Raw genomic sequence first — 25,680 nt, forward strand, 5'->3', positions numbered from 1 at the left:
GAGACAGAATCAGACTTTGACTTTGCGCCTACCATTGAAGGCGTTTCAGACAGTATCGACTCGGAAGATGAAGGTGTTGAGAGTGAATCATCCATTGATTTAGAAGATGACCAACTGTCGGCTCCCCCTTCAACCACTGATGAAAGCTTGGCTGATAAACCGGAAGAAATGAAACAGCCGAACATGCCAGAGTCGATTCCAAATGAGTTTGGAATGCCTCAAGATGATGATTGGCTAACTGATGACGACGAACTTGTTACCGAAGCTGAGCCAGAAATTGTAGCCTCTGAGACAGAAGCTCCAGCACCAGAAGCACCCGTACAACCAACAGCACAAGAGTTCGATGAGCTAGAACTTCCTGAATATGGTGAAGAAGATGCTCTTGCGGATGCATTTGCAGAACCAAGTTCGGATGCGGATATCGCTCAAGAGCCGCTTATAGACGAACAGCTTGTCGACGAGGCCATGAGCAATGAACCTGTTGCAGAAGCTTCAGAGCCAGAAGCACCAGCGCAATCATCAGAACAAGAGTTCGATGAACTAGAACTTCCTGAATACGGCGAAGAAGATGCCCTTGCGGATGCATTTGCAGAACCCAGTTCAGACGCGGATATCGCTCAAGAGCCGCTTCTAGATGAGTCGCTTGCAGACGAACAGCTTGTCGACGAGGCAATAAGCAATGAACCTGTTGCAGAAGCTTCAGAGCCAGAAGCACCAGCACAACCATCAGTACAAGAGTTCGATGAACTAGAACTGCCTGAATACGGTGAAGAAGATGCCCTTGCTGATGCATTTGCAGAGCCAAGTTCGGACGCGGATATCGCTCAAGAGCCGCTTCTAGATGAGCCGCTTGGAGACGAACAGCTTGTCGACGAGGCAACGAGCAATGAACCTGTTACTGAAGGTTTTGAGTCAGAAGTACCAGCACAACCATCAGTGCAAGAGTTCGATGAGTTAGAGCTTCCTGAATACGGTGAAGAAGATGCCCTTGCGGACGCATTTTCAGAGCCAAGTTCAGATGCGGATATCGCTCAAGAGCCGCTTCTAGATGAACTGCTTCTAGACGAACAGCTTGTCGATGAGGCAACGATCAATGAACCTGTTACTGAAGGTTTTGAGCCAGAAGCACCAGTACAACCATCAATGCAAGAGTTCGATGAGTTAGAGCTTCCTGAATACGGTGAAGAAGATGCCCTTGCGGATGCTTTTTCAGAGCCAAGTTCAGATGCGGATATCGCTCAAGAACCTGAACCTGCGACTTTAGCACAAGAACTCGATGAGTTAGAACTTCCTGAATACAGTGAGCAAGATGCTCTTGCGGATGCATTCTCTAGTGTGGGAGCTGATACTGGCTTCGACCTAGACTCAGATTCAGATCTAGATCTAGGTAGTGAGGAGGGCGAGGCAGAAGCGGTTCAAAATACGGCCCCTTTCGAAGACAATTCCGATAAAGATGCTCTACAAGATCTGTTTTCAGCAAGTGCCGATGAAATCTTAGAAGAAGATATTGTTGGTGACTTTGATGAGTCAGCACTAGCGGAATTGCTATCAGAAGATGTCCAGCACTCTGTGGACGATATGTTCCGTCAGCCGATGGATAGCCGTGCTTCAGATAGTGCCGGGTTAGATATTGAAGCGATGCTTGATGTTGGCGGAGAAGATTGGGATGGATTCAATTTATCTCCAGATCAGAACGCAAGTAACTTAACTGGTGTTCCAGAAGATCAGCGTGAGATTTGGCAAGATGATGCGCAATTAGAGCAGCCAAAAATCCAAGCTGAGGATTGGGGTAATCAAAATGAATTTTCTGATTTTGATGCAAAAAAATCGGAGTTCATGACCATTGACCAATTAATGGCTGAAGTCGATCAGAATGAACCACAACCGAATCCAGATGAAGAAGAGTTAAAGCTTGATGTAGGCTTAAATGAATTCCCAGATGTGATCGGCGACAATGGTGATGTGGATGTCGACAGCCATGGTGAAGCGGCTGGCAAGCTAGATTTGGCTAAAATTTATATTGAGATGAATGATAGCAACGGTGCGATTAAGTTATTGGAAGAGGCGATTGTTTACGGTGATGATACGATTCGCCGAGAAGCAAAAAATTTAATCGATACCTTAAATCGTCAATAACGGGTTAATCGTCCACAACAAGTAAATTCAAAGAGCAGCAATTTTGTTGCTCTTTTTCTTTTTTAACGATAGAAGAAATTACCAACGAGATTAGAAATCTCAATGGATTGATATTATACTCTTCGCCCCATTTTCAAAGAGAGCACAACATGAAAATTGCTTTAGGTATTGAGTATGACGGTACTCACTACTATGGTTGGCAACGCCAGAAAGATGTAATAGGTGTCCAAGAGAAATTAGAGAAGGCACTGGCTATTGTCGCTAACCATCCTGTTGAAGTGTTTTGTGCCGGTCGTACTGATGCTGGTGTACATGGTACTGGGCAGGTTGTTCATTTTGAAACGACCTCCACACGCAAAATGGTGGCATGGACAATGGGCGTAAATGCAAACATGCCTAAAGATATCGCGGTACGATGGGCTAAAGAAGTCCCTGATGAATTCCATGCTCGCTTTACTGCCACAGCAAGGCGTTATCGCTATATCATCTATAATAGCCCGTATCGTCCGGGAATCATGTCTTCAGGTGTTAGCCATTATCATGGTGAGCTTGATGAGGCGAAAATGCAGGAAGCGGGGCAGTATCTATTAGGCGAGAATGATTTTACTTCATTTCGCGCTTTGCATTGCCAATCAAGAAGTCCATGCCGAAATATGATGCATTTAAATGTCACACGACATGGTAAATACGTCATTATTGATATCAAAGCAAACGCCTTTGTTCACCACATGGTGCGCAATATTACAGGCAGTTTGATTGCCGTCGGGCGTGGAGAGAAAGATCCGGAATGGATCAAATGGCTATTAGAAGCAAAAGAGCGAAAGCTGGCAGGAGCGACCGCAAAAGCCGCAGGTTTATATCTGGTTGATGTGGACTATCCGGCTGAATATGAGCTGCCAAGAGAGCCGATCGGACCGTTGTTTCTCGCGGATAATTTGAACTAATTGTGAGACTTAGGTTCAAAAACTAATATTAATGGGCAGGTAAGATAGAATTTGAAAATAGGTACAACCAGTTTTTTATCTACACTTGCCATTTATTGTGGTTTAATCCTCACGCATATATTCCAAATTTACATCTTTCGCAATCAAGTGAAAGAGCTGACAGAAAAGGTCTTCCATGAGTTGGCTTGAAAAAATTTTAGAAAAAAGCAACATCGTTACTTCACGTAAAGCGTCTATCCCTGAAGGGGTTTGGACAAAATGTACTTCATGTGAACAGGTTCTTTATCATGCAGAACTAGAGCGTAACCTAGAAGTTTGCCCTAAGTGTGATCATCACATGCGCATGAAGGCTCGTCGTCGTTTAGAAACGTTTTTAGATGAGAATAATCGTGTTGAGCTTGCGACTGAGTTTGAACCACAAGATAAACTGAAATTTAAAGACTCTAAGCGTTACAAAGAGCGAATCTCAATTGCGCAGAAGAATAGCGGTGAAAAAGATGCGCTTGTTGTTATGCAGGGTGAGTTGCTAGGCATGCCATTGGTAGCTTGTGCTTTTGAATTCTCATTCATGGGCGGTTCAATGGGCTCTGTAGTCGGTGCTCGTTTTGTCGCGGCTGTTGATGCGGCTATCGCAAGTAATTGTGGCCTCGTTTGTTTCTCTGCAAGTGGCGGCGCTCGTATGCAAGAAGCACTGATGTCATTAATGCAAATGGCAAAAACCAGCGCGGCTCTTGAGCGATTGTCTTCAAAAGGATTACCGTTTGTATCTGTGATGACAGACCCAACAATGGGTGGTGTTTCAGCGAGTTTAGCTATGCTAGGCGACATCAATATCGGTGAGCCTAAAGCGTTAATTGGTTTTGCTGGTCGTCGTGTTATTGAACAAACCGTACGTGAAGACTTACCTGAAGGTTTCCAGCGTAGTGAGTTTTTGCTTGATCATGGTGCTATCGATATGATCGTTGACCGCCGTGAAATGCGTCAGCGTGTCGGCAGTTTAGTTGCGAAAATGACGAATCATAGCTCTCCATTAGTAGTTTCTGTGAACGATTCACCAAATGAAACGACTTATGAAGTACCAGAAGCTTCTGAAAAAGGGTAAAGTAGTCGCTAACAAACCAATATTAATTGATGGTTATTAGTTAGATGAGTCAAAACCCAATCCCACAAGCCACATCACCTCTATCGATGTGGCTTGATTATTTATCGAACATCCACACGAGTGCTATCGACTTAGGCTTAGATCGCGTACAAGCCGTTGCTGCTCAAACCAAGCTTACTAAACCCGCACCTAAAATCATCACCGTTGCTGGAACAAATGGCAAGGGCTCTACCTGTGCCTTAATGGAAGCCATCTTGCTTGATGCAGGCTATTCTGTTGGTGTTTATAGCTCTCCCCATCTGATCCGTTATAACGAACGCGTACGTGTTAATGGTCAAGATCTACCTGATGAAAAACATGCACAGGCTTTTTCTTATATTGAGCAACAGCGTGGTGAAATCAGTTTAAGCTTTTTCGAATATGGCACCTTGGCAGCTCTGAGACTGTTTCAAACGGAACAGGTCGATATTGTGTTGCTGGAAGTTGGTTTAGGTGGTCGTTTAGACGCGACAAACGTTGTTGACCATGATGTTTCTGTTATTACCAGTTTAGCGGTTGATCATGTCGATTGGCTTGGTGATGATATTAACGTGATAGGTTTTGAAAAAGCGGGAATTTTCCGTTCTAACAAACCTGCTATTTGTGGGCAACCTAAGCCTCCTGCAACTGTTGCCGCTCATGCCGATGATATTAATGCAGAGTTTCATCAAGTCGGTATTCAATTTGATTACTCGCTAACAGGTGATACTTGGGTATGGAAAAGTGGGTCGTTTACGTTAGAGGCTTTACCTATTCCTCAGTTGCCTTTACCTAACGCCGCCACAGCGATAATGGCATTGGGTTGCGCTGAACTTGATGTTAGCGACGTGAATATTGTTAATGGGCTTAAAGCTGCATCACTGCCTGGTCGAATGCAGATGCTCTCCGAGGCTCCGAAGATCATCCTTGATGTCGCTCATAACCCCCATTCTGCTGAATATTTAGTTAAGCAGATGCAGGCGCACTATTCAGATCATTCGATCCATGTTGTCGTTGCGATGCTGCATGATAAAGATGTCGCGACGACACTTGAGGCACTAAAACCCATAGCCAACTATTGGTATCCTGCGTCTCTTTCTGGGCCTAGAGCGGCTCTGGCCTCGGAATTGTGTCAGTCACTTGAAAATGATGTAGAGCAGTACCTTACGCCTGTTGATGCTTTTAACGCTGCGTTGGCTACCGCGAAAGATAAAGAACTAATCCTTGTAGTCGGTTCATTTCATACCGTAGGTGAAGTACTCGATTACTGGCAAAAAAAAGGAATCTAGATGGCAAGTAAATTTCAAAGCCGCTTAGTTGGAACGATCATACTGGTTGCGATGGGTGTGATTGTTTTACCCGATGTTTTAGATGGTCAAAAACTGCATTACAAAGAAGAGTTTGCCAGCATCCCAATTAAACCAGAGCTTGATAGTGACGTAGAAACTTTCGAGTTGCTGGATCCCATTGAAGATGAATCGGTTCTGCCTGATTCACCTGTAGAAGTTGTACTTGATTCGAATGTGGATCGCTCGGATGTAAATAGCTCGAAGCCTTCGACGACATCTGCATCTAAGGATCAGGTAAAAACGGTTGCGAAAGTCGTACCTGAAAAGAACGATTATCAAGACAGTGCGTGGATCATTCAACTGATGGCATTAAAGAGTGCAGATAATGCTAAAAACTTAGTGAAGGATCTAAAGAAACGAGGTTACCAAGCTCATACGAAGAAAGAAAATTCATTTACTCGTATTATTATTGGCCCTGATGTATCAAAAACGAAACTTGAGCGACAAGTTAAAGAATTGGAAAAAATAACTGGTTCTAAAGGTCAATTGCTCAAATTTAAACCACTAAACCCATAAGAAAACGTTTGCGTCGCGTTTTTTTCTGTTAAAATGCGCGCCAACTGAGATGTAGAATTCATGAATTGGTTAGATTTTGTCATTTTAGGTGTGGTCGGATTTTCAGCTCTGATCAGTTTAGTTCGCGGCTTTGCAAAGGAAGCATTGTCATTGGTGATTTGGTGTGGTGCATTTTTTATTGCCAGCCAATACTACGCAAAACTTGCGGTGTATTTTACCAATATTGCAGATGATATGTTCCGCAACGGAGCCGCAATCGCAGCACTATTTGTTGCAACGCTCGTAGTTGGGGCTCTAGTTAACTATGTTATCGGTCAGCTAGTGCAAAAAACAGGGTTATCGGGTACAGATAGAGTTCTTGGTGTCGTTTTCGGCGGCTTACGTGGAATTCTAATTGTGTCAGCACTGCTGTTTTTTATGGATACATTCACCGCCTTCCCAAGTTCTGAGTGGTGGAAGAACTCGCAATTGGTTCCTGAATTTAGTCGAATCATTGCTCCGTTCTTCGAACATTTACAAGCAACATCAAGTTTCTTATCTGGCGCAGTTTAGCGCCAGTAACTGTCGCCAAATTGAGGATTAGGACATGTGTGGGATTGTTGGAATCGTGGGTACATCACCTGTAAACCAGTCTATCTATGACGCGCTAACGGTTTTACAGCACCGTGGCCAAGATGCTGCTGGTATTGTTACCATAGAAAGCAATCGTTTCCGTCTGCGTAAAGCAAATGGTTTAGTGAAAGATGTCTTTGAAGCAAAACACATGCAACGTCTACAGGGCAACGTTGGTATCGGCCATGTTCGTTACCCAACAGCAGGTAGTTCAAGTGCTTCTGAAGCGCAGCCATTTTATGTTAACTCCCCATTTGGTATCACCTTAGCTCATAACGGTAATTTGACTAACGTGAATGACGTGCGTGAAAAACTCTTTGAAAAAGACCGCCGCCACGTTAACACCACTTCAGACTCAGAAGTGTTACTCAACGTTCTTGCTCATGAGATTGATACTGTTAAAGGGAACGTGACATCTGAAGATGTATTTCGTGCTGTCGCGAATGTCCATCGAACTATCCGTGGCGCTTACGCGGTTACGGCAATGATCATCGGACATGGCATGGTGGCGTTTCGTGACCCTCATGGTATCCGTCCTTTGTGCTTAGGTAAGCGCGAAGTGAATGGACAATTTGAATACATGGTGGCTTCAGAGTCAGTTGCACTGGATGCGGTTGGTTTTGATTTTGTTCGTGATGTTGCGCCGGGCGAAGCGATTTACGTTGCGTTTGATGGTCAACTCTTTACTAAGCAATGTGCCGACAACCCTCAGTTGAATCCTTGCATTTTTGAATTCGTTTACTTCGCACGCCCAGATTCGTTTATTGATAAAATATCAGTATATAGCGCACGCGTAGAGATGGGAAAAAAGCTAGGTGAGCGCATTAAAGATGAATTTTCACATCTAGACATTGATGTTGTTATTCCTATCCCAGAAACATCTTGCGATATTGCCTTGCAAATAGCCCAAGCGATCGACACTCCATATCGTCAAGGGTTTGTTAAAAACCGTTATGTTGGGCGTACTTTTATCATGCCGGGGCAGCAGCAACGTAAGAAGTCCGTTCGCCGTAAACTGAATGCAATTCGCTCTGAATTTAAAGATAAAAATGTTCTTCTTGTGGATGATTCAATTGTTCGCGGTACAACGTCTGAACAGATCATTGAGATGGCTCGAGATTCAGGGGCGAAGAAAGTCTTTATGGTGTCAGCTGCGCCAGAAGTTCGATTCCCGAATGTGTATGGTATTGATATGCCAAGTGCAAGTGAGTTAATTGCTCATGGCCGTGATAACCAAACTATTTGCAATCATATCGGTGCCGATGCGTTAATCTATCAAAAACTTGAAGACTTAGTGGATGCCGTCGGTCTTAGTAATCAAGATATTGCGCGTTTTGATGCGTCGGTATTTAATGGTGAATATGTGACGGGTGATATCGATCAAAACTACCTCGATTTTCTAGAATCGTTGCGCAATGATGACTCGAAAACTGCACGAGAAATGCAGCAAGATTTAGCCAATTTAGAACTGCATAATGAAGGAGCCTAAATTCTTGATGTTTAACATTCGTTCTTCAAGAATTTCAGTTATCTAGTTGAAAAAGAAAACCCAGAGTCAACAGGCTCTGGGTTTTTTTATTGTCGCGGAAACCAACGTTTAATGAAGGCTGTAGGCAATCATAAAGTCGATAAACAGACGCACTTTTTCTGGTAGGTGATCTTTGTGATTGTAAAGCATGTAGATATCACGCGAGTTTGCACTCCATTCCTCAAGGATCTGAACAAGGCTGCCGTCTTCAATGTACTCTCTGATCATGACATCTGGCATCAGCGTAATCCCAAGCCCATCAGAACAAGCATGACGAATCACATTCAGTGCATTGGCTTGGAATCGACCTTTCTCACAGTTAACAATGGTTTCACCGTTCGAGTTTGTCAGTTGCCATTTGATTAATGGGCGACCTTTCAACAATGAATGTTGTGTTAGCTCTTCAGCATGCGTAGGAGCCGGGTGGGCTGCCAAATAGTCAGGACTCGCTACTAAAATATCTTTTACTTCACTCAGTTTTCTTGCGATCAGGCTCGAATCTCTTTGTGGACCGACGCGGAAAATAACATCCCACTCTGTTGGGTCGAGCTGATCGGCTTGATTGCTCATGGTTAGCTCCAGATTAATATCAGGATACTTTTTCATGAACTCACAAAACATTGGCATCATCATGCGCTTTGTTAAGTTTGATGGTGCCGATATTTTAATTTTACCAGAGGCACCACGACATTCGTCCGTTAGCTCTTCCGTGGTTGAGGCTAAACTCTGCAATAGAGGAGAGCATTCATTGAAAAAACGTTCGCCAGCCTCGGTTAATGAGAGTTTGCGAGCGTGACGATTTAAAAGCCTTAAGTTTAAAGAATCCTCTAGAGCTTGGATACGTCGGGTAATTGTTGCAACAGGAATCATGGTTTTACGCGATGTTGCAGTATAGCTTCCATTTTCGACAACGAGTCGAAATAGGTTTAAATCGTCTAATTTCATACTTTCAGACACACTTTGTTACGAATCCAGTTAATTTAAACGCAAATCCGTGATCAATGTTTGCGTCACATCAACATGTTGCGTCATTTACAATAATCCATATATATAGTATGCATCACTAATAACGAGTGGCGCATTTGTATAAATGGCATTTCGAGGCTACTTTTTATATTAGTGTGTATTTGAACAACAATAATAAAAAATACAATGATTAATTGACTAAGCATTGTGAGGCGCAAGCTTATGTATAAAACTCACAGTCGATCCATAATGACCTCGGCACAAGAAGCGATCAACCCAAAACTGATCATGTTGGTCGATGATGACCCTATCTTTCGACGCATCACAACAGCGTATTTAGAAGTTCAGGGCTACAAAATTATTGAAGCGGAGAATGGTTTAGATGGCTTACAGAAGTTAAGACATTCAGAACCTGATCTGATTCTGTGTGATCTCTCAATGCCAATATTAGACGGCATCGAATTTGTAGAAGAGGTCAGTTTAGAGTACCCATCGCTTCCATTGATTGTTGTTTCTGCAACAGAAGAGATGTCAGATGTTGCCAAAGCATTGCGTTTCGGGATTAAAGATTTTTTACCCAAACCCATCGATAACCATGAGCATCTAACCTCTGCAATTGAAAATACCTTAGAGGATACGTTTAACCACCTCGCCGATCAGCGCGATTTTGCCAGCCAATGGTTTCGCGTGGATGATGGTGGTGACATACCAGCGGATCAAGAATTGCATTGGCATTTAGAGTATTTAGAGAATAATCCATCCTCGGCTCGTAGCTTGCTTCATGCGTTGTTACCCGACAAAGATACATCTCAAGGCAGCTGGAAGTGCAGTTATCGATTATTACAGTCAATCGATAACATGCCGTTGGTTTTTGATTATGCTTGGTTGATCAACGGACAGTTTGCTTTTTATCTCGTCGATTCCTCTTCAATAGAGGAGGGTGGAGTTGCCACGACTTTGCTAGTTCGTGCACTTTTTGATGATTACTTACGTAATTTGAAGTGCTTCAATGCCGATCTCAAAGATATGGCGGAAATTCTGGAGAAAGGGCTCGCTTGTTCAGAGTGTGCTGCGCCAGTTGAGGCGTTATTTGGTGTCGCTGATTTATCGCAAGGTACGTTGTCTATCTTACCTGCGGGTTTAGATGGGCAGTGGTCAAATGGATATGTAAGTCAGCACCTTCCCGCGGGAGTTCGGTTAGGGGAAAATTGCGTTAAAAATTTCATCACAATGGATTTACCGATTCAGTCTGGCTGCCAGCTCTCATTGAGTAAGTTGGGGGCAAGCAGCTTTAGTTTAGATATTCATCAAGGCTCTAGCCAATAGTCTTTCATAGCAAGATACATAAATAGCAATATTACATAGTAATAACCTTACATAGCGTCGGTTTTTCTGTTAATTGCTTTCAGGTATAGTCTGCCACCTAAAACAATTAACACTCAACCCATTAACTTTTGGTTAACGGTATTGAGTGGAAAAGTGAAACATCTACATCTGGAAGAGCTCATGGCAGACAACGAAACATTTAACGAACCGTATAATATTTTTTATTTTTTGGGGTTAGTGGCAGCATTGCTAATTCCGACACTACCTGCAACACTGACGTGGATTCGTATATTCAATGGTTACGCTGTTTTTTAAGCGATACTACGTCAATTTAAGCTCATGTTGAGCAGATAGGAGGTCATCATCAGTATTCGGCATTTAGGATTGAATGTGATTGGTGGCCTTAGTCTTCTACTGGGTATCGTGGGGATCGTGCTGCCACTCTTACCTACCACACCCTTTTTATTGCTTTCTAGTGCTTGCTTTGTCCGCAGTAGTCCTCGGTTCCATCACTGGTTGCATACTCAAAAAACGCTTGGCCCCATTCTAGAAAACTGGCAAAGAAACGGCGCTGTTACGAGCAAAGTTAAAATGCGCGGTTTGGTTCTCATTCTGTTGAGTTTCTCTTTTTCTATCTTCATTGCCCCGATTCTTTGGGTGAAATTTACCCTGATTGCTATGCTTGTGGTGCTGATCACTTGGTTTGTTCGTATCCCAGTGCACGAGCCAGTTGCTAACCGGCAAGAAAATCACTAGCATTACGTAGAAATGTGCCTGCTTTTCGAAGTGGGCGTTTGTTTTTTCAGCATTATGAATATTCAGCCTTATTGATAACTGTTGAGAACTAACCGTTCTTTACCCCTTGCGATAAAAAAATAATATTTAGGATGTAATGAGCCAATCTAAGTAAATTTATTATTATGACTACAGAAACAATTTCTCTGATCAAATCAAGCATCAAAAGCATCCAAGATTACCCAAAAGCGGGCATTTTATTCCGTGATGTAACAAGCTTGATGGAAGACCCAGCGGCATACCGCGCAACAATTCAATTGCTGGTAGAAAAATACCAAGGCATGGGCTTTACCAAAGTGGTAGGAACGGAAGCTCGTGGGTTCCTATTTGGTGCTCCTCTTGCTTTAGAATTAGGGGTTGGTTTTGTCCCAGTTCGTAAACCTGGAAAACTGCCTCGCAACACTATCGCGCAAACTTATGAGCTAGAGTATGGTGTTGATACACTAGAAATTCACACAGATGCGATTGTGGAAGGTGATAAAGTTCTTGTTGTTGATGACCTGCTGGCGACTGGTGGCACTATTGAAGCGACAACTAAGCTTATCCGCCAATTAGGTGGTGTGGTGGAGCATGCTGCTTTTGTTATCAACTTGCCAGAAATTGGTGGTGAGAAGCGCCTTCAAGGTTTAGACCTGAACGTATACAGCATTTGCGAATTTGAAGGGCATTAATCTGCCAATCGTAAGAATGAAAACGTTGTTATATACAAATTCGTTGGAAATTAGTTAATGAGTTATCTTGCCTTAGCGCGAAAATGGCGTCCAACCAAATTTAATGAAGTGGTTGGTCAAGCCCATGTTCTTACAGCATTGGAGAACGCACTTAGCCAGAATAGGTTGCACCATGCTTACCTGTTCAGTGGCACTCGAGGTGTGGGAAAAACCTCCATCGGTCGCCTCTTTGCTAAGGGGCTAAACTGTGAAACGGGAATTACTTCCGAACCTTGTGGTGAATGTTCTACATGCCGTGAAATTGATGAAGGGCGATTTGTTGATTTATTAGAGATTGATGCAGCGTCTCGTACTAAGGTTGAAGATACTCGAGAACTACTCGACAACGTTCAGTATAAACCGGCTCGTGGTCGATTTAAGGTTTACCTGATCGATGAAGTTCACATGCTCTCAAGGCACAGTTTTAACGCGCTTTTAAAGACGTTAGAAGAGCCGCCAGAATATGTGAAATTCCTTCTTGCGACCACAGACCCGCAAAAACTGCCGGTGACGATTTTATCTCGTTGTCTTCAATTCCATTTGAAGCCAATCAGCGTTGATAATATTCACCAGCAGTTAGACCGAATTTTAGAACAAGAGCAAGTCACAGCAGATGCTCGTGCTCTAGGCATGATCTCGCACGCTGCTGACGGCAGTATGCGTGATGCGTTGAGCTTGACTGATCAAGCGATTGCTTTGGGTAATGGCAGTATTATCACTGATACGGTTGCTCATATGTTAGGTACGCTTGATACCGATCAAGCGATCCATTTGTTAGAGGCGATTAGCAGCAAGCAAGCTCAAGTGGCAATGGATAGTATCCAAACGCTTGCGGAAAATGGTGTTGAGTGGGATGGCTTACTGCGCCAGTTGTCTACTCAGTTGCACCGTGTTGCTATGTACCAAGCTTTACCATCAACACTGGATCAAAGCCAACCTGATGCGGCTAAAATTGAGTTGTTGGCTAAAAGCTTAACGCCGCAAGACGTACAGCTCTATTATCAGATTGCACTTAAAGGTCGTGAGGATTTACCTCTCTCTCCAACTGAACGTGTTGGGTTAGAGATGATTGTCTTACGTATGATGGCATTTCGCCCTGCACAAAACGTCGAAGCAAGTGCTATTACGAGCAGCGACAATACCGCAGCTTCTGTACTGGAAACTGCGCCAAGTCAGCAAGAGCTACGCAGCAAACCTGAGCCTCAGCCGAGTGCTTCTCAAAGAGCACCGTCTCAGTCTGTTGGTCAAGATCAGCCAGCTCCTGTTACTCCTGCACCATCTAGTCCACGACAGGCTGTGCCAACGCCGCAATCGCAAGCTCAGTACAATCAAGCTTCGCAAGCCCCTGTCTCTGATCCGCATTATGATCAGATGGTTCCGCAGTATGATGATGTTCCTCCGAGTGACTACCATCATGGGAACGTACCACCAGAATATGGAAATAGTCCGTACCCTGATAGCTCGTATTCTGATGGCAAGCATGCGAATGAATCCTATGCGAATTCAGGTACAGCACAAGAGTCGCCTGTAACGAGACCGGCTGAATGGCCTGTTCAAGCACCCGCGAGCAATACGCCTGCGTCCCCTGTGAGTAGCCTTCGTCATCAGTTACGCTCTCAGCGTCGAAATCAAAGCGGCGACAAGCCAACGTCTGGTTCTCCAGTAAAAAAGGCTAAAGCGGCATCAGCAAAAACGTCAGTATTAGACCGTGTAGCGCAAAAGCACGGTAATTCTGAGTTGGTGTCGCCACTTTCTCAAACTCATGCGCCGCAAACAGATAAAAAACCAGATGATGAAGCATATCGCTGGCGTCCATCTAAACCTGTTGTGGCTGAAGAGAAAAAAGAGCTTACACCGACTCAGATAAAAAATGCATTAGAGCATATTAAAACCCCAGAAATGGTGGAAAAATTACTGCAAGAATCTGTGGGGGAAGATGCTTGGTCTGCAACCATTCAAGGGTTAAACATTCCTAAATTGGTTGAGCAGCTCGCATTGAATTCGTCATTTAAGAAAACAGATTTGTCGATTGAACTTCACTTAAGGGCGACACAAGCCCACTTGAATACCGATCGTGCACAGAGTGAACTACTACAAGCACTGAACACTGCGTACGCTGAAGAGTGTCATCTAACGGTGACGATCAGTGACGAAGGTGAAACACCTTTGGAACTACGCGAAAAACTCTATCAAGCGAAGCTTCAACAAGCATTTGTCAGCTTAGAAAGTGATTCAGTCGTACAATTTATTGAAAAACGCTTTGCGGCAGAGCTTGATCGCGATAGTGTTCGACCAATTTAACGCAGAATGCGGGTTGAATAGTCGATGATTCAACCCCATCTATTTGAACATAACTCAATAAACCAGAGAGATTAACATGTTTGGTAAAGGCGGTATGGGCAACCTAATGAAGCAAGCCCAGCAAATGCAAGATCGCATGCAAAAGCTTCAAGAAGAAATTGCAAATATGGAAATAACAGGCGAGTCAGGTGCTGGTCTAGTTAAAGTTACTATCACTGGTAGCCACAGCGTTCGCCGTGTTGAAATCGACGAAAGCTTGATGGAAGACGACAAAGAGATGCTTGAAGATCTTATTGCTGCTGCATTTAACGATGCTGCTCGTCGCGTTGAAGAGACTCAAAAAGAAAAAATGGGCTCAGTAACTGGCGGTATGCAATTACCACCAGGCATGAAGATGCCATTCTAAGAGTAACGATATAAATAATGCGTACTAGCCATATGCTGGAGCATTTGATGGAGGCCTTACGCTGTCTACCTGGGGTTGGTCCCAAGTCGGCACAACGTATGGCCTTTCATTTGTTACAGCGAGACAGAAAAGGTGGTCTGCAACTCGCGGATGCACTTTCTCAAGCAATGACTGAAATAGGGCATTGCAATGAGTGTCGAACTTTTACAGAAGAAGAAACGTGTCATATCTGTACGAATCCAAAGCGCCAAGAAAATGGACAGTTATGTGTGGTGGAAAGCCCTGCTGACATCGCAGCCATTGAAGCGACAGGCCAGTTCTCAGGCCGATTTTTTGTTTTAATGGGGCACCTATCTCCATTAGATGGGATTGGTCCGAGCGATATTGGTTTAGATACGCTGGATTATCGCTTACGTCGTGGAGATATCTCAGAAGTTATCTTAGCAACCAACCCAACGGTTGAAGGGGAAGCGACGGCTCACTACATTGCTGAGCTTTGCCATGCCCATGAAGTTGGCGCAAGTCGAATCGCTCACGGTGTTCCTGTTGGTGGTGAGTTAGAGTTGGTGGATGGCACAACATTGTCTCATTCGCTACTGGGTCGACAACGAATCTAAAAATGCCGCTCAACGAGAGCGGCATTTTTTTAGGTGATTCGTTCGAGTTCCGTGATGTTGTCTAGTGCTTGTTGATTGGTTTTCCCGCAAACATCCGGACAAGCTTTAAAAGCGTGACACACCTTTGGTCGTTCCGGCTTACCAAAGAGTTTGCACAAGTTGTCATCGTTAAGTTGAATACAACGAACTCCTGCTGGCTTTCCGTTTTCCATCCCTGGTATAGAAGAAGATATGCTAGGGGCGATACAACAAGCGCCACATCCGAGTCTGCAATCCATAATAAGTACCAGTTGAAATGATTAAGGGGCGCGATAGTAGCAGAAATTATCCATGCGCACAGCAAGGAGGATAACTTTTTATCCTTGCACTTTGTGTGTCATAGCGGTATAAATCGCCTCCCACGTAATAAGTAAAGAAGTAGACTGATGAGCACTCCATTCTGGCAAGAGAAAACCCTAGGACAAATGACTGAACAAGAGTGGGAATCTCTTTGTGACGGTTGTGGGAAGTGTTGCCTGCATAAATTAATGGATGAAGATAGCGATGATGTTTACTACACCAACGTTGCGTGCAGCTTACTCAATAGCAAAACCTGTTCATGTAAAGATTACCCAAACCGATTTGAATCTGGTGAAGAGTGCTTGAAGCTAACTCGCGATAAAGTTGACGAGTTTAACTGGTTGCCTGAAACCTGTTCTTACCGAGTGCTAGCGGAAGGAAAACCTTTACCTGCATGGCATCCACTGATCACAGGTTCAAAATCTGCAATGCACGCAGAGGGTGAAAGTGTACGAAATAAAGTAGTATATGAAATTGATGTGGTTGATTGGGAGGACCACATTTTGAATCACCCAAATCGTAACTAAAGACATGCACTAAGATATATCGTAGCCCAATAGATAGCCAAATTTCTAAAATAAAGCCAGCGGATAATTCCACTGGCTTTATTTTTTCGATTCATGCCAGTTCTCGTCCACCCAAATACTATTCACTAAACTCTAACGAATATTCACCACTTATTTAGAACTCGTGGTGTACACTTAGACTATCTATATGAAACAAAGACTTGTCATAGGTGAGGTTGTCATGGAACCGTTTTTCCGTCGCTATTCAATTTTCTCTTTTTTTAGTTTGTTGGTGTTACTTGCCACTTTTGTTATGCCTAGAGCCTTAGCCGAGGAAGAGGTTGAGGCTCCGGTTTTATCGAAAGTGGAGCAAAATATTGCGCAAGTTAATCAGGATATTCAAGAGTTATCGAATGCATTAACTACCGCAACAGGTAATGAGAAAGACGCGATTCAACTTCAACTGTTCCAAAAAAATGATGATCTACGCTCTTTTTTGGCTGGAGCGGTTAGCCGAGGAACCATCCCTAAAGATAAACTGATTTCTCAAGTTAAAATGCAGCAAAAATACTCCCAAGGCGCTGCGATTTATTTAGAAGAGAAAATCCGAGCGCTTAATGAAAAAATAAATGCCGCCACGGATGAACAACGGCTTGCAATGCTAAACGAGTCTCAAGAGTTGCAAACCTATCTTGATACGGTTGTGGAGGCTAATTGGCAAAATATCGAATGGCTTAAAACCCTCGGGGTGGACGAAAGCAAACCGGAGAAAATGTATCGGGAGTTTGTAGTGAAGCGGCTAAGGTTGACTTATGCATCTGTTGAATATTTTAACCAACAGGTCAAAAGTGTCGGTAAACAGTTAGCGGTGAGCCCTGAATCAGAAAAAGCGTCGCTTCAATTGAGCCAGTTAGTCATCAATCAACGACTTGATATTGCGGTTGATAGTTTGCGCTCCATACTCTCTATTGCCGATAAACTTGATATTGATACCTCAGAATATAAGCGTTTGATGTTTGAAGTGACGGGAAGTATCACTCAGGATTTACTCGACAGTAAAGTGCTCTGGTCTTTGGTGACAAATTGGTCTTCGGACCTTTGGAGTTGGGTGGCGAACAATGCGCCTCAGCACGTCTTCCAGTTATTTGTGTTTGTATTCATTCTGTTTGCAAGCAGTGTTGCGGCAAAGTTAGTACGTAAGATCACTAGCAAAGCGGTTGTATCAAAAAACCTGAAATTATCGCAATTGATGCAGAACTTTTTTATCACCATATCGGGCAATGTGGTGTGGGTTCTCGGTATTTTAGTCGGGCTATCTCAATTAGGGCTTAATTTAACACCAGTTCTGACCGGTTTCGGTATCGCGGGTGTCATCATCGGTTTTGCATTGCAAGATACGTTATCGAACTTTGCAGCAGGTATGATGCTGCTGATTTATAAACCATTTGATGTTGGCGATTTTGTTTTTGCTGGTGGAGTCGATGGTAAGGTGAGCCATATGAGCTTGGTTAACACCACAATCAAAACCTTTGATAACCAAATTATTATTGTGCCCAATAGTAAGATATGGGGTGATGTGATTAAGAATGTGACGCATGAAAGAGTTCGCCGAGTCGATATGATTTTTGGTATTGGCTATGGCGATGACTTGCTAAAAGCGGAGTCTGTTTTGACTGACATTGTTACCACCCATCCTGCTGTGTTACGAACGCCTGAGCCCGCAATTAAAGTACATACGTTGAACACTTCTTCTGTGGATTTCATAGTCCGCCCTTGGGTGAAAACTGAGGATTATTGGGATGTGTATTGGGACGTAACGAAAGAGGTTAAACTGAGGTTTGATCGTGAGGGGATCTCGATTCCATTCCCACAGCAAGATGTTCATCTGCATATGGTGAAAGGTCAGCAAGAATCCTGAATAGGTGTGTAACAGACGCTTTCTTCCATATGATCTGTATGACTACTTTATCGGTATGGCTACTCTAAAGTAAAAAGCGCTCCGTTCAGAGCGCTTTGACCTGATTATTTTACTTGGTCTTTAATATATTGCCCCAGTTCAGAGTGGTGCATAATTTTTGACACTGGGATAATGTTTTCTGCTGGTCCCCACGCAAAAACGTTCACTGGCGTGTGCGTATGAGTACCAGTACCCCAAACGGTGTTTTGGCCAGTTGCTTGTTCTCTTGCGAGTAAATTACCACGGTCGTTGTAAGGGAAAAATGCATCAAAGTCGTTTATCGCTGGTACATTTTCGGCATCTAAATATTTATGGCCAGCAAGTCTATATGGGTTGGGTTTACTCTTCATTACTTTTGCCGCTTGAGCTTCTGTAATTGGGAATTCACTATTTTGGTTCACTATCTCTGCCAGTTTTGCTGGTGTTTGTTGGGCTTTATCGAGTTTTTCAAATGCGCTGATCATGCCGTAATAACTCTGTTTTTGATTGTACAGGCCATCTAAAATTTCAAACTTTCCGAAATTGAAGTTAGGGGCATAACTGCGTTTCTCAAAAGCTTCGCCAGTGCGTTTTTCTGGTTTTGGTAACTTATCTGAAGAGTAACTAAAGCCGAATGAACCTGTCTCATGGTCGGCAGTGACGATAATAATTGTATCTTCACGACCTTGAGCCCACTGGTAGACCGAGTTTACCGCCTCATCAAACTTAATCATTTCATGCAGCATTGTACCTGCATCATTGCTATGACCTGCCCAGTCGATTTGTCCACCTTCAACCATCAAGAAAAACCCATCCTCATCTTTTGATAAGACACTAAGTGCTTTTTTTGTCATCTCTTTAAGCGAAGGTTGAGTGCGGTTCGGATCGTTTTTGGAATTGGTATAAGCGATGCCGTCATTCATTCCTGAATAGGCAAAAAGCCCTAACAGTTTATCGCCTTGAGTATTGTCTAACATGGTCTTGTTAAATGCTAAGCTGTAGCCATCGGTTTGGGCTTCAGTGAGTAGATTTCGCTCATCTTTGCGTTTTGATTTAAGGTATACATCACCGCCAGTCAGAGCTTGTAGATCTTTATAAGTTTGTTTTTTGTCATTCGTTGATTTAGGGATCCAGTGACGCAGACCACCAGATAACATGACATCAACACCAGTATGTAGCATATCTGATGCAATATCATTCTCTAAAGAACGATGAGGTTGATGAGCCGCAAAAGAGGCTGGAGTGGCATGAGTTAGACGTGTATCTGACACCAACCCAGTCGCTTTCCCCATGCGTTTTGCCTGTTCTAATACGGTTTCAACATGATCGCCATTTGAGTTGATACCGACAACCTCTGAACCCGTATAGATACCCGTTGCTAGCATTGTAGCTGAACACGCGGAATCAACCACAATCGCATCTTCTGGATGAGTTAATGATGATCCAATTACGCCTTGTTGAGCGAGCTTATAGATAGCCGTTGTTTCTCCTTTATATACGGAGTGCGGCGCTCGATTAGCGTATGTTTCAAGTAAACCAACTTGTTGCGGTCCCATGCCATCACCAATCATTAGGATGACATTTTTTATCTCAGCAGATAGAGCAGAGAAGGAGAGCGTATAGGTTGCTGCGGCTAAGATAAGTGGTTTGATTAACGGCTTCATTTTCTATTCCTTATTGATAAAAGCGGGCTTAGTTAATCATTGATATGTGACAGTTTTAATAAACTAATAGAAAACTATTATGACAGAAAAGAAAATTCAAGGAGTGGGTTATCGGTTTGTGCTATTTACAAGTAAGGTGATGGCTGCCGTGTGAGATTGTTGTTTTTGAGGGAGGAAGCTAAGAAAAGGAAGAGTTTACGTTCACGGCAAATTCTGGGTGAGATACCCATTAACGAAATTAGCGTATAAGGTTGTGTAATAGATCGTTCGAATCAGTTAACCCGACTTAGCTGAGTTACGCTAAAGCTAAAATTATGCCGCCAACGGTTACCGCTGCGGAAAGATATTGCCCTGCCGAATATGAACTGTCTTGCTCCTCTTCTATTTTTTCAGGACTATCCATACCAAGTGCGCCATGTGTGAATGCCTCCACTTTTTCTCCAACCGTTTTATCTTCTGCTGGTTTAGTGCTCTCTTTATCAATCTCTTGTAAAGCGGCAAGGAGAGCCTTACCTTCATTGGATAATGTGACAGTATTTTTCTCTACTTTCAACGAGGTAGCAACGGCACTGGATTTATCGCTGCCTATTTGAGGCTTGATCTGTTGCTGAGTGTTAACTGTTGCTGAACTCATACCTACAGGTGTCATGGTGCTCTCCTTTCCTAACCTTCAGATAATATATCGACAGGTTCGTGAAAAACTTGTGTAAATTAGATTCAATTTGGATAAAAAACGCTCAAAAGATAATATGCAAAAAATGAGCCATCTTGAACGTATGGATATTGGTAAGAGGAGGAGGATTGAGTCTTAGAAAGGAAATAGACGTTTCTCTTGGCCCTGTTACTCATTAAGTGAATAGGCACCAAGAGAAATATCATTAAGGGCTAGTCACACTTCAGATCTTTGTTACGTTGGCTGAGAGCTTTATAAGCTTCCATTCTATTTTCAGGTTTAACAAAACGGGTTGGGGGATCAAGAACGAGTAGTTGATAATCTGGGCTGCTGGGTTGAAGTTGAGTGACTGGCGTGATCACCACAACGTTTAATGCTGGATTTCGATTGAGGATTGACGTTGCGGTGCCCAATCCACCCTCAGTATGAAACTTTCCTGCAATATGCATCACTTGTTTGCCAGGGTTCTGTGACAAGTAATTGGTGATACTTTCTGCCATCGTTTCGTCCCAGCTAATCTGAGCGGAATATTGTTTCTCTGTTTGTTCTGGCGTTCCGTGGTGCAGTGATGCCATGAATTTTTCTTTATATTCAGACGCAGAATTATCGACCGTTTCAGCAATATCACGACGTTGTTGAACCGGAAGCGTCTCTAAATATTCTAGCCCTGTTCTCCCAATGCACTGAACGATGGCTTTTGGCGCGTTTGCTGCGATCACATCTAGCTGATTCGACTTAGCATATTCGATGAGAGGACGGTAATCACTTTCATAATTGGGCCATGCATTCGCTTGCTTCGTAAATGGTTGTTCGCCAATCTCACCTGCAAGATACTGATTAAGTACAGGCTGTGAATCTCGTGAGAATTGCTCCATCGACAGAGTGATATTGGCCTTTTGAGTATTTAGCTGTTTGAGCAAATCGGTTTGAAAACGGTGTATCGCTGAGTGCGTATGCCACTCGCCAATTAAAATGACATCGGCGTCAGTAATGCGCTCAGGAAGCGCACTTATTGACAGTATTTGGCCAGTCGGAGTGGTAAGTTGATAGTCGTAGAATGTGTGGACTTGCTGATTTTGAACCGCAGTGATGGAAGCCGAGTGGGACACGTTTTCAGATTGTGGGGTAAAAATAGACGCTACTGAGCAACCTGTGAGTAGAGTGGTGAGAAAAACAAAAATAATACGCATATGCGCCGCCTCCAAAAAATAAGATGGTGATAATAATGGAGGCGATTATATTTATCAATAATAATGAGAATTATTCTCGACAAATAATGGCAAAAGCCTTTTTGACTTTTTGATAAAAGCCTTACTGTTTGCGGTAGACTCTAAGCATAAAATCAGCTTCGCACTGAAATAGTGATGCTGATTTAAGTTCTTGTCGAAGTTCATCGCTGGCTTTCCAAGCAAAAGGGGTCATTTGTAATAAGTCGAACGCCTCTTGGCCTGGCAAATCCATCATGTAGTTCAATTTTTGCTGATGCTCCAGCGCAAAGCCTTCAATCTCTTCTGCTTCTTCACTGTGTAGCTTTACTCCATCATAAATACGCTCTCTAAGCTGATATAAATGACGGCCAGCAGGTGTTACGGTGATAACAACACCATGATCAGACACGCAGCGTACAAGCTCATCGGCTTTACATGGGGCATAGATACGTAAAATGGCATCCAGAGAATGATCTGCGAAAGGTAAGCGATGGCTTGAGGCTACTGAGAAGTGACAATTAGTGTAGCGTTTAGCTGCATAACGAATGGCAACTTTAGAGATGTCGAGTCCAAATACGCGAGCATTTGGGGATTGAGCCGTGATGCTTCGTTCGATCTGATCGGTGTAGTAACCTTCGCCACAACCTATATCAAGAAGTTGATGGTTGGTATCTGCTAAATATGATTGGCATAGGCGAGCGACTTCTTGACGCATAGGATCGTAGTGATTTCCTTCCAGAAAACGTCGACGAGCTTGCATCATCTCCTTATTATCACCTGGATTTTTACTGTGCTTATGATGTGCCGGCATCAGGTTTACATACCCCTCTTTTGCCAAATCAAATTGATGGTTCTTGACGCATTTAAAGGTTTTGTCTACTTGCGAAAGAGCCTGTTGGCATAGTGGGCATTGATAAGCCATAACGATCCTTGGGAGTTATATTGCTACTAAAAAATAAGGCGCAAGTTTACCAAAACCGCGCCTCATGTCACCAATAAATACGGCGACGCTCTCTCGCCGAATTCATTTTATTCAATTAACATTTTTTATGCTTACTGAGTTATTCAATTGGATTATTTAACTAAAATTTCAGTAACGAGTTGGTGGCTTTCTCCTGGCTGCAATGTCTTACCCATTTCGATGCTTGGGGCATGTAAAGCCGATTCTACACATAACATGGTCAAGTAGCCGTCATCAGTCATATCAGCCATACCTTGAGCGCCTTGAGCCCACGGGTTCCATAATACTGCTGAATTATCGCCTTGGTTTTTAACCACAAGAGTGCGTTGTAGCTGGTCATCTTGAACTTCAATCTGATCCGTTGGAGAGGTGTAAACGCGATCAATGGTATCGGTGAGTGTTAGCACATCTCCACCTTGGCATACTTTCGCATCAAGTAGGCTATCAATATATTCAGAACCCATACCGGTAGTTTGAGTTTGGTGAATATCACCAACATTGAGGTAGGTATGGAGGGCTCCTGAGAAAACCCATGGCTTGGTATCGGTGTTGCTGACATCCAGAGTGACTTTCAGTGTTTCTGTTATTTCGATGTTTACGCGGGCTTGGAATTGATGCGGCCATATGGCAAGAGTGCGCTCATTTTGTTCGAGCCCTAGGCTAACGATGACGCCATGATGGTTTTCTCGGTGATCGATCAGTGTCCATTGGCTCGTACGTGCAAAACCATGAGCAGGTGCGGCGATGCGACCAAACCAAGGCCAGCAGATAGGAATGCCTCCACGAAATGCTTTTTCAGTATCGAATTCTGCATTGTCACTTAGCCAAATGACATCATCTTGTCCTTGAGGTTTGAACCATAAGACATGCCCACCGTGCAAAGAAATACCTGCTTCTGCTTTTTCGTGGATCACTCGAACAATTTTAATACCGTTTTTTTCAATGATGGTGACGTTGTCAGATAGAACTGACACTGTTGGAAAGTGGCGTAAAGTCATTAGATACTCCTTGAGTAAGATTGCATTCGATTGCCGACGTGCACATGGGCAATCGAATGCAGTTTAGTAAATGTGTGTTTGCAGTATTGAACCGAGATATTGCAAGACGATCCTAAGCTTTAAAATGTGCAGTTAGCAGTTAGCAGTTAGCAGTTAGTTCTGATTTCTGAGGTTAATGCTAAATAGCAGGTACAAAAAAGGCGACAATTAAGTCGCCCTTTATACTTAAAAGATTCGAAAACCTTTCAAGTTAGCTTTCAAAGAAAGTCTAAACTAATGCTTACTTAGAGATGTGAGCGATTAGGTCTAGAACTTTGTTTGAGTAACCGATTTCGTTGTCGTACCAAGATACAACTTTAACGAATTTGTCAGTTAGTGCAACACCAGCTTTAGCATCGAATACTGAAGTTTGAACTTCACCGATGAAATCTTGTGATACAACTGCGTCTTCAGTGTAACCAAGAACGCCTTTAAGTTCGCCTTCAGATGCTTCTTTCATAGCAGCACAGATTGCTTCGTAAGATGCAGCAGTTTTTAGGTTAACTGTTAGGTCAACTACAGAAACGTTAGCAGTTGGTACACGGAAAGCCATACCAGTTAGAAGGCCGTTTAGTTCTGGAAGAACAACGCCTACAGCTTTAGCAGCACCAGTTGAAGATGGGATGATGTTTTGAGAAGCACCACGGCCACCGCGCCAGTCTTTAGCAGAAGGGCCATCTACAGTTTTTTGAGTTGCTGTAGTAGCGTGAACTGTAGTCATAAGACCAGATTCGATACCGAACTTGTCGTTAAGAACTTTAGCTACAGGAGCTAGACAGTTAGTAGTACAAGAAGCGTTAGAAACGATGTCTTGACCAGCGTAAGTGTCTTGGTTAACGCCCATAACGATCATAGGAGTTGCGTCTTTTGAAGGACCAGTAAGAACAACTTTCTTAGCACCAGCAGTGATGTGCTTACGTGCAGTCTCGTCTGTTAGGAAAAGACCAGTAGCTTCAGCAACAACGTCTACGTTGATTGCATCCCACTTAAGTTCTTCTGGGTTACGCTCAGCTGTTACACGAACAGTTTTACCGTTAACGATTAGGTTACCGCCTTCAACTTCAACAGTACCGTTGAAACGGCCGTGAGTTGAATCGTATTTTAGCATGTAAGCCATGTAGTCAAGATCGATAAGGTCGTTAATACCTACAACTTCGATGTCATTACGTTCTTGTGCTGCACGGAATACGAAACGGCCGATACGACCAAAACCATTAATACCAACTTTGATAGTCATTATGTTGCTCCACAACTTAATTTCTGATTTAAGATAACTGGTAGTAAAATTACAGAACCCAGTTACCATCTGCAATAGATAATCCGTCTTAACTTGTTTAAAGTCAAAAAAAAGCACCGCTTTTCTTAACATTCTTATGCAAATGATTACTTTTTGAACGTAAACGCCTGTTCGGGGCTCTTCCAGTTGGGGTAAAATGCCCTAAAATGATAAAGCAATTTAAATGTTTTGTGTCCAATGTGTCACGGAAAGAAAGTATGTGCTACAAAAGGCCGTTGGTGCAAGTTTTTATGCAAAATAATGAATGAACTAATTGCAGATATGGAGAGATGTTAACATGAATAATGATGTTAATAAGATGCGAAAGCCTGATGAACACTGGCGTGAGGCCTTGTCTGATACCGAATATAAGGTTTGTCGGGAACAAGGAACAGAAGCGCCTTTTTCTGGAAAATTATTGCACAATAGAGAGACGGGTATCTATTGCTGCACCTGCTGTCAGTCGCCACTGTTTATCTCAGATAATAAGTACGATTCTGGTTGTGGTTGGCCAAGTTTCGATGCGCCGATCAATGATGAAGCGATCCGATATTTAGAGGATACAAGTCACGGAATGAAGCGAGTCGAGATCCGCTGTGCTGCATGTGATAGCCACCTAGGTCACGTTTTTCCTGATGGGCCTCCAACAACAAATGAAAGATTTTGTGTCAACTCGGTGTCGTTAGTTTTCAACAAAAAAGAAAAAAGCGGTGAATAATTCACCGCTTATTGTCTCATTCTTTCAATGCTTTAT

At 43.2% G+C, this 25,680-nt stretch carries 24 protein-coding genes; 16 read left to right on the forward strand and 8 right to left on the reverse strand.

The features are described 5' to 3' along the window. The first annotated feature begins 168 nt into the window (after window positions 1–168). The 7 genes from F0249_RS20430 (at window position 169) to purF (ending at window position 8,166) form a co-directional block, all read left to right on the forward strand. Window positions 169–2,136: a FimV/HubP family polar landmark protein gene (locus tag F0249_RS20430; RefSeq protein ID WP_367613441.1), complete on the forward strand. Its 1,968-nt coding sequence runs from the start codon at window positions 169–171 to the stop codon at window positions 2,134–2,136. Window positions 2,137–2,285: 149 nt separating this feature from the next. Beyond that, a complete protein-coding gene (truA, locus tag F0249_RS14090; RefSeq protein WP_017053067.1) occupies window positions 2,286–3,080 on the forward strand; it encodes a tRNA pseudouridine(38-40) synthase TruA in 795 nt (264 codons plus the stop codon). Between the two features lie 175 nt (window positions 3,081–3,255). Then, window positions 3,256–4,182: an acetyl-CoA carboxylase, carboxyltransferase subunit beta gene (gene accD / locus F0249_RS14095; RefSeq protein WP_017053068.1), complete on the forward strand. Its 927-nt coding sequence runs from the start codon at window positions 3,256–3,258 to the stop codon at window positions 4,180–4,182. A 44-nt stretch (window positions 4,183–4,226) separates the two neighbouring features. Continuing rightward, the gene (gene folC / locus F0249_RS14100; RefSeq protein ID WP_171757028.1) at window positions 4,227–5,489 is read left to right on the forward strand and encodes a bifunctional tetrahydrofolate synthase/dihydrofolate synthase; all 1,263 of its coding nucleotides are present in this window, start codon (window positions 4,227–4,229) and stop codon (window positions 5,487–5,489) included. Continuing rightward, on the forward strand, window positions 5,490–6,065 hold the full coding sequence (locus F0249_RS14105) for an SPOR domain-containing protein (protein ID WP_017053070.1): 576 nt from the start codon (window positions 5,490–5,492) through the stop codon (window positions 6,063–6,065). It begins immediately after the preceding gene. 60 nt (window positions 6,066–6,125) lie between these two features. Next, on the forward strand, window positions 6,126–6,617 hold the full coding sequence (locus F0249_RS14110) for a CvpA family protein (protein ID WP_017053071.1): 492 nt from the start codon (window positions 6,126–6,128) through the stop codon (window positions 6,615–6,617). A 34-nt stretch (window positions 6,618–6,651) separates the two neighbouring features. Then, window positions 6,652–8,166: an amidophosphoribosyltransferase gene (purF, locus tag F0249_RS14115; protein WP_171757029.1), complete on the forward strand. Its 1,515-nt coding sequence runs from the start codon at window positions 6,652–6,654 to the stop codon at window positions 8,164–8,166. 108 nt (window positions 8,167–8,274) lie between these two features. On the opposite strand, the gene F0249_RS14120 is transcribed toward purF, so the two are convergent. After that, a complete protein-coding gene (locus F0249_RS14120) occupies window positions 8,275–9,150 on the reverse strand; it encodes a LysR family transcriptional regulator (protein WP_017053073.1) in 876 nt (291 codons plus the stop codon). 243 nt (window positions 9,151–9,393) lie between these two features. Here F0249_RS14120 and F0249_RS14125 point away from each other — a divergent pair, with 243 nt between their 5' ends. The 6 genes from F0249_RS14125 to recR all read left to right on the forward strand — a co-directional run bounded on the left by F0249_RS14125 (window position 9,394) and on the right by recR (window position 15,326). Then, window positions 9,394–10,497, forward strand: a complete 1,104-nt coding sequence (locus F0249_RS14125) for a response regulator (protein ID WP_029203424.1) — start codon at window positions 9,394–9,396, stop codon at window positions 10,495–10,497. A 390-nt stretch (window positions 10,498–10,887) separates the two neighbouring features. Continuing rightward, window positions 10,888–11,253, forward strand: coding sequence for a YbaN family protein (locus F0249_RS14130; RefSeq protein ID WP_017053075.1), 366 nt, complete (start codon window positions 10,888–10,890; stop codon window positions 11,251–11,253). A gap of 164 nt (window positions 11,254–11,417) precedes the next feature. After that, a complete protein-coding gene (gene apt / locus F0249_RS14135) occupies window positions 11,418–11,963 on the forward strand; it encodes an adenine phosphoribosyltransferase (protein ID WP_017053076.1) in 546 nt (181 codons plus the stop codon). Between the two features lie 57 nt (window positions 11,964–12,020). Further along, the gene (gene dnaX / locus F0249_RS14140) at window positions 12,021–14,303 is read left to right on the forward strand and encodes a DNA polymerase III subunit gamma/tau (RefSeq protein ID WP_171757030.1); all 2,283 of its coding nucleotides are present in this window, start codon (window positions 12,021–12,023) and stop codon (window positions 14,301–14,303) included. 76 nt (window positions 14,304–14,379) lie between these two features. Beyond that, window positions 14,380–14,709: a YbaB/EbfC family nucleoid-associated protein gene (locus F0249_RS14145; protein WP_113799868.1), complete on the forward strand. Its 330-nt coding sequence runs from the start codon at window positions 14,380–14,382 to the stop codon at window positions 14,707–14,709. A 17-nt stretch (window positions 14,710–14,726) separates the two neighbouring features. After that, the gene (gene recR / locus F0249_RS14150; protein ID WP_029203426.1) at window positions 14,727–15,326 is read left to right on the forward strand and encodes a recombination mediator RecR; all 600 of its coding nucleotides are present in this window, start codon (window positions 14,727–14,729) and stop codon (window positions 15,324–15,326) included. Between the two features lie 29 nt (window positions 15,327–15,355). On the opposite strand, the gene F0249_RS14155 is transcribed toward recR, so the two are convergent. Continuing rightward, window positions 15,356–15,604 carry a YkgJ family cysteine cluster protein gene (locus F0249_RS14155; protein WP_113799870.1) on the reverse strand — a complete coding sequence of 83 codons (249 nt, stop codon included), beginning with the start codon at window positions 15,602–15,604 and terminating at the stop codon, window positions 15,356–15,358. A gap of 147 nt (window positions 15,605–15,751) precedes the next feature. Between F0249_RS14155 and F0249_RS14160 the strand changes: the two genes are divergently transcribed. Both F0249_RS14160 and F0249_RS14165 read left to right on the forward strand, forming a co-directional pair. Next, the gene (locus F0249_RS14160) at window positions 15,752–16,192 is read left to right on the forward strand and encodes a YcgN family cysteine cluster protein (RefSeq protein ID WP_017053080.1); all 441 of its coding nucleotides are present in this window, start codon (window positions 15,752–15,754) and stop codon (window positions 16,190–16,192) included. 220 nt (window positions 16,193–16,412) lie between these two features. Next, a complete protein-coding gene (locus F0249_RS14165; protein WP_171757069.1) occupies window positions 16,413–18,089 on the forward strand; it encodes a mechanosensitive ion channel family protein in 1,677 nt (558 codons plus the stop codon). A 104-nt stretch (window positions 18,090–18,193) separates the two neighbouring features. Here the strand turns inward: F0249_RS14165 and F0249_RS14170 are convergent, their stop codons facing one another. The 6 genes from F0249_RS14170 to gap form a co-directional block, all read right to left on the reverse strand. Next, window positions 18,194–19,771, reverse strand: a complete 1,578-nt coding sequence (locus F0249_RS14170; RefSeq protein WP_171757031.1) for an alkaline phosphatase — start codon at window positions 19,769–19,771, stop codon at window positions 18,194–18,196. 295 nt (window positions 19,772–20,066) lie between these two features. Further along, on the reverse strand, window positions 20,067–20,420 hold the full coding sequence (locus F0249_RS14175) for a hypothetical protein (protein ID WP_171757032.1): 354 nt from the start codon (window positions 20,418–20,420) through the stop codon (window positions 20,067–20,069). 236 nt (window positions 20,421–20,656) lie between these two features. After that, window positions 20,657–21,634: a ChaN family lipoprotein gene (locus F0249_RS14180; RefSeq protein ID WP_171757033.1), complete on the reverse strand. Its 978-nt coding sequence runs from the start codon at window positions 21,632–21,634 to the stop codon at window positions 20,657–20,659. Window positions 21,635–21,755: 121 nt separating this feature from the next. After that, on the reverse strand, window positions 21,756–22,574 hold the full coding sequence (rlmA, locus tag F0249_RS14185) for a 23S rRNA (guanine(745)-N(1))-methyltransferase (protein ID WP_113799880.1): 819 nt from the start codon (window positions 22,572–22,574) through the stop codon (window positions 21,756–21,758). Between the two features lie 152 nt (window positions 22,575–22,726). Then, window positions 22,727–23,611, reverse strand: coding sequence for a D-hexose-6-phosphate mutarotase (locus tag F0249_RS14190; RefSeq protein ID WP_171757034.1), 885 nt, complete (start codon window positions 23,609–23,611; stop codon window positions 22,727–22,729). Window positions 23,612–23,891: 280 nt separating this feature from the next. Then, window positions 23,892–24,887, reverse strand: coding sequence for a type I glyceraldehyde-3-phosphate dehydrogenase (gene gap / locus F0249_RS14195; protein WP_029203427.1), 996 nt, complete (start codon window positions 24,885–24,887; stop codon window positions 23,892–23,894). A gap of 319 nt (window positions 24,888–25,206) precedes the next feature. Here gap and msrB point away from each other — a divergent pair, with 319 nt between their 5' ends. Then, entirely contained in the window at window positions 25,207–25,644 is a 438-nt protein-coding gene (gene msrB / locus F0249_RS14200) for a peptide-methionine (R)-S-oxide reductase MsrB (protein WP_084654965.1), read from the forward strand. The last annotated feature ends 36 nt before the right edge of the window (window positions 25,645–25,680 follow it).

Origin of the sequence: Vibrio sp. 03-59-1, from assembly GCF_013114135.1 — a bacterium.
In the GTDB taxonomy this organism is placed as follows: Bacteria; Pseudomonadota; Gammaproteobacteria; order Enterobacterales; family Vibrionaceae; genus Vibrio; species Vibrio cortegadensis.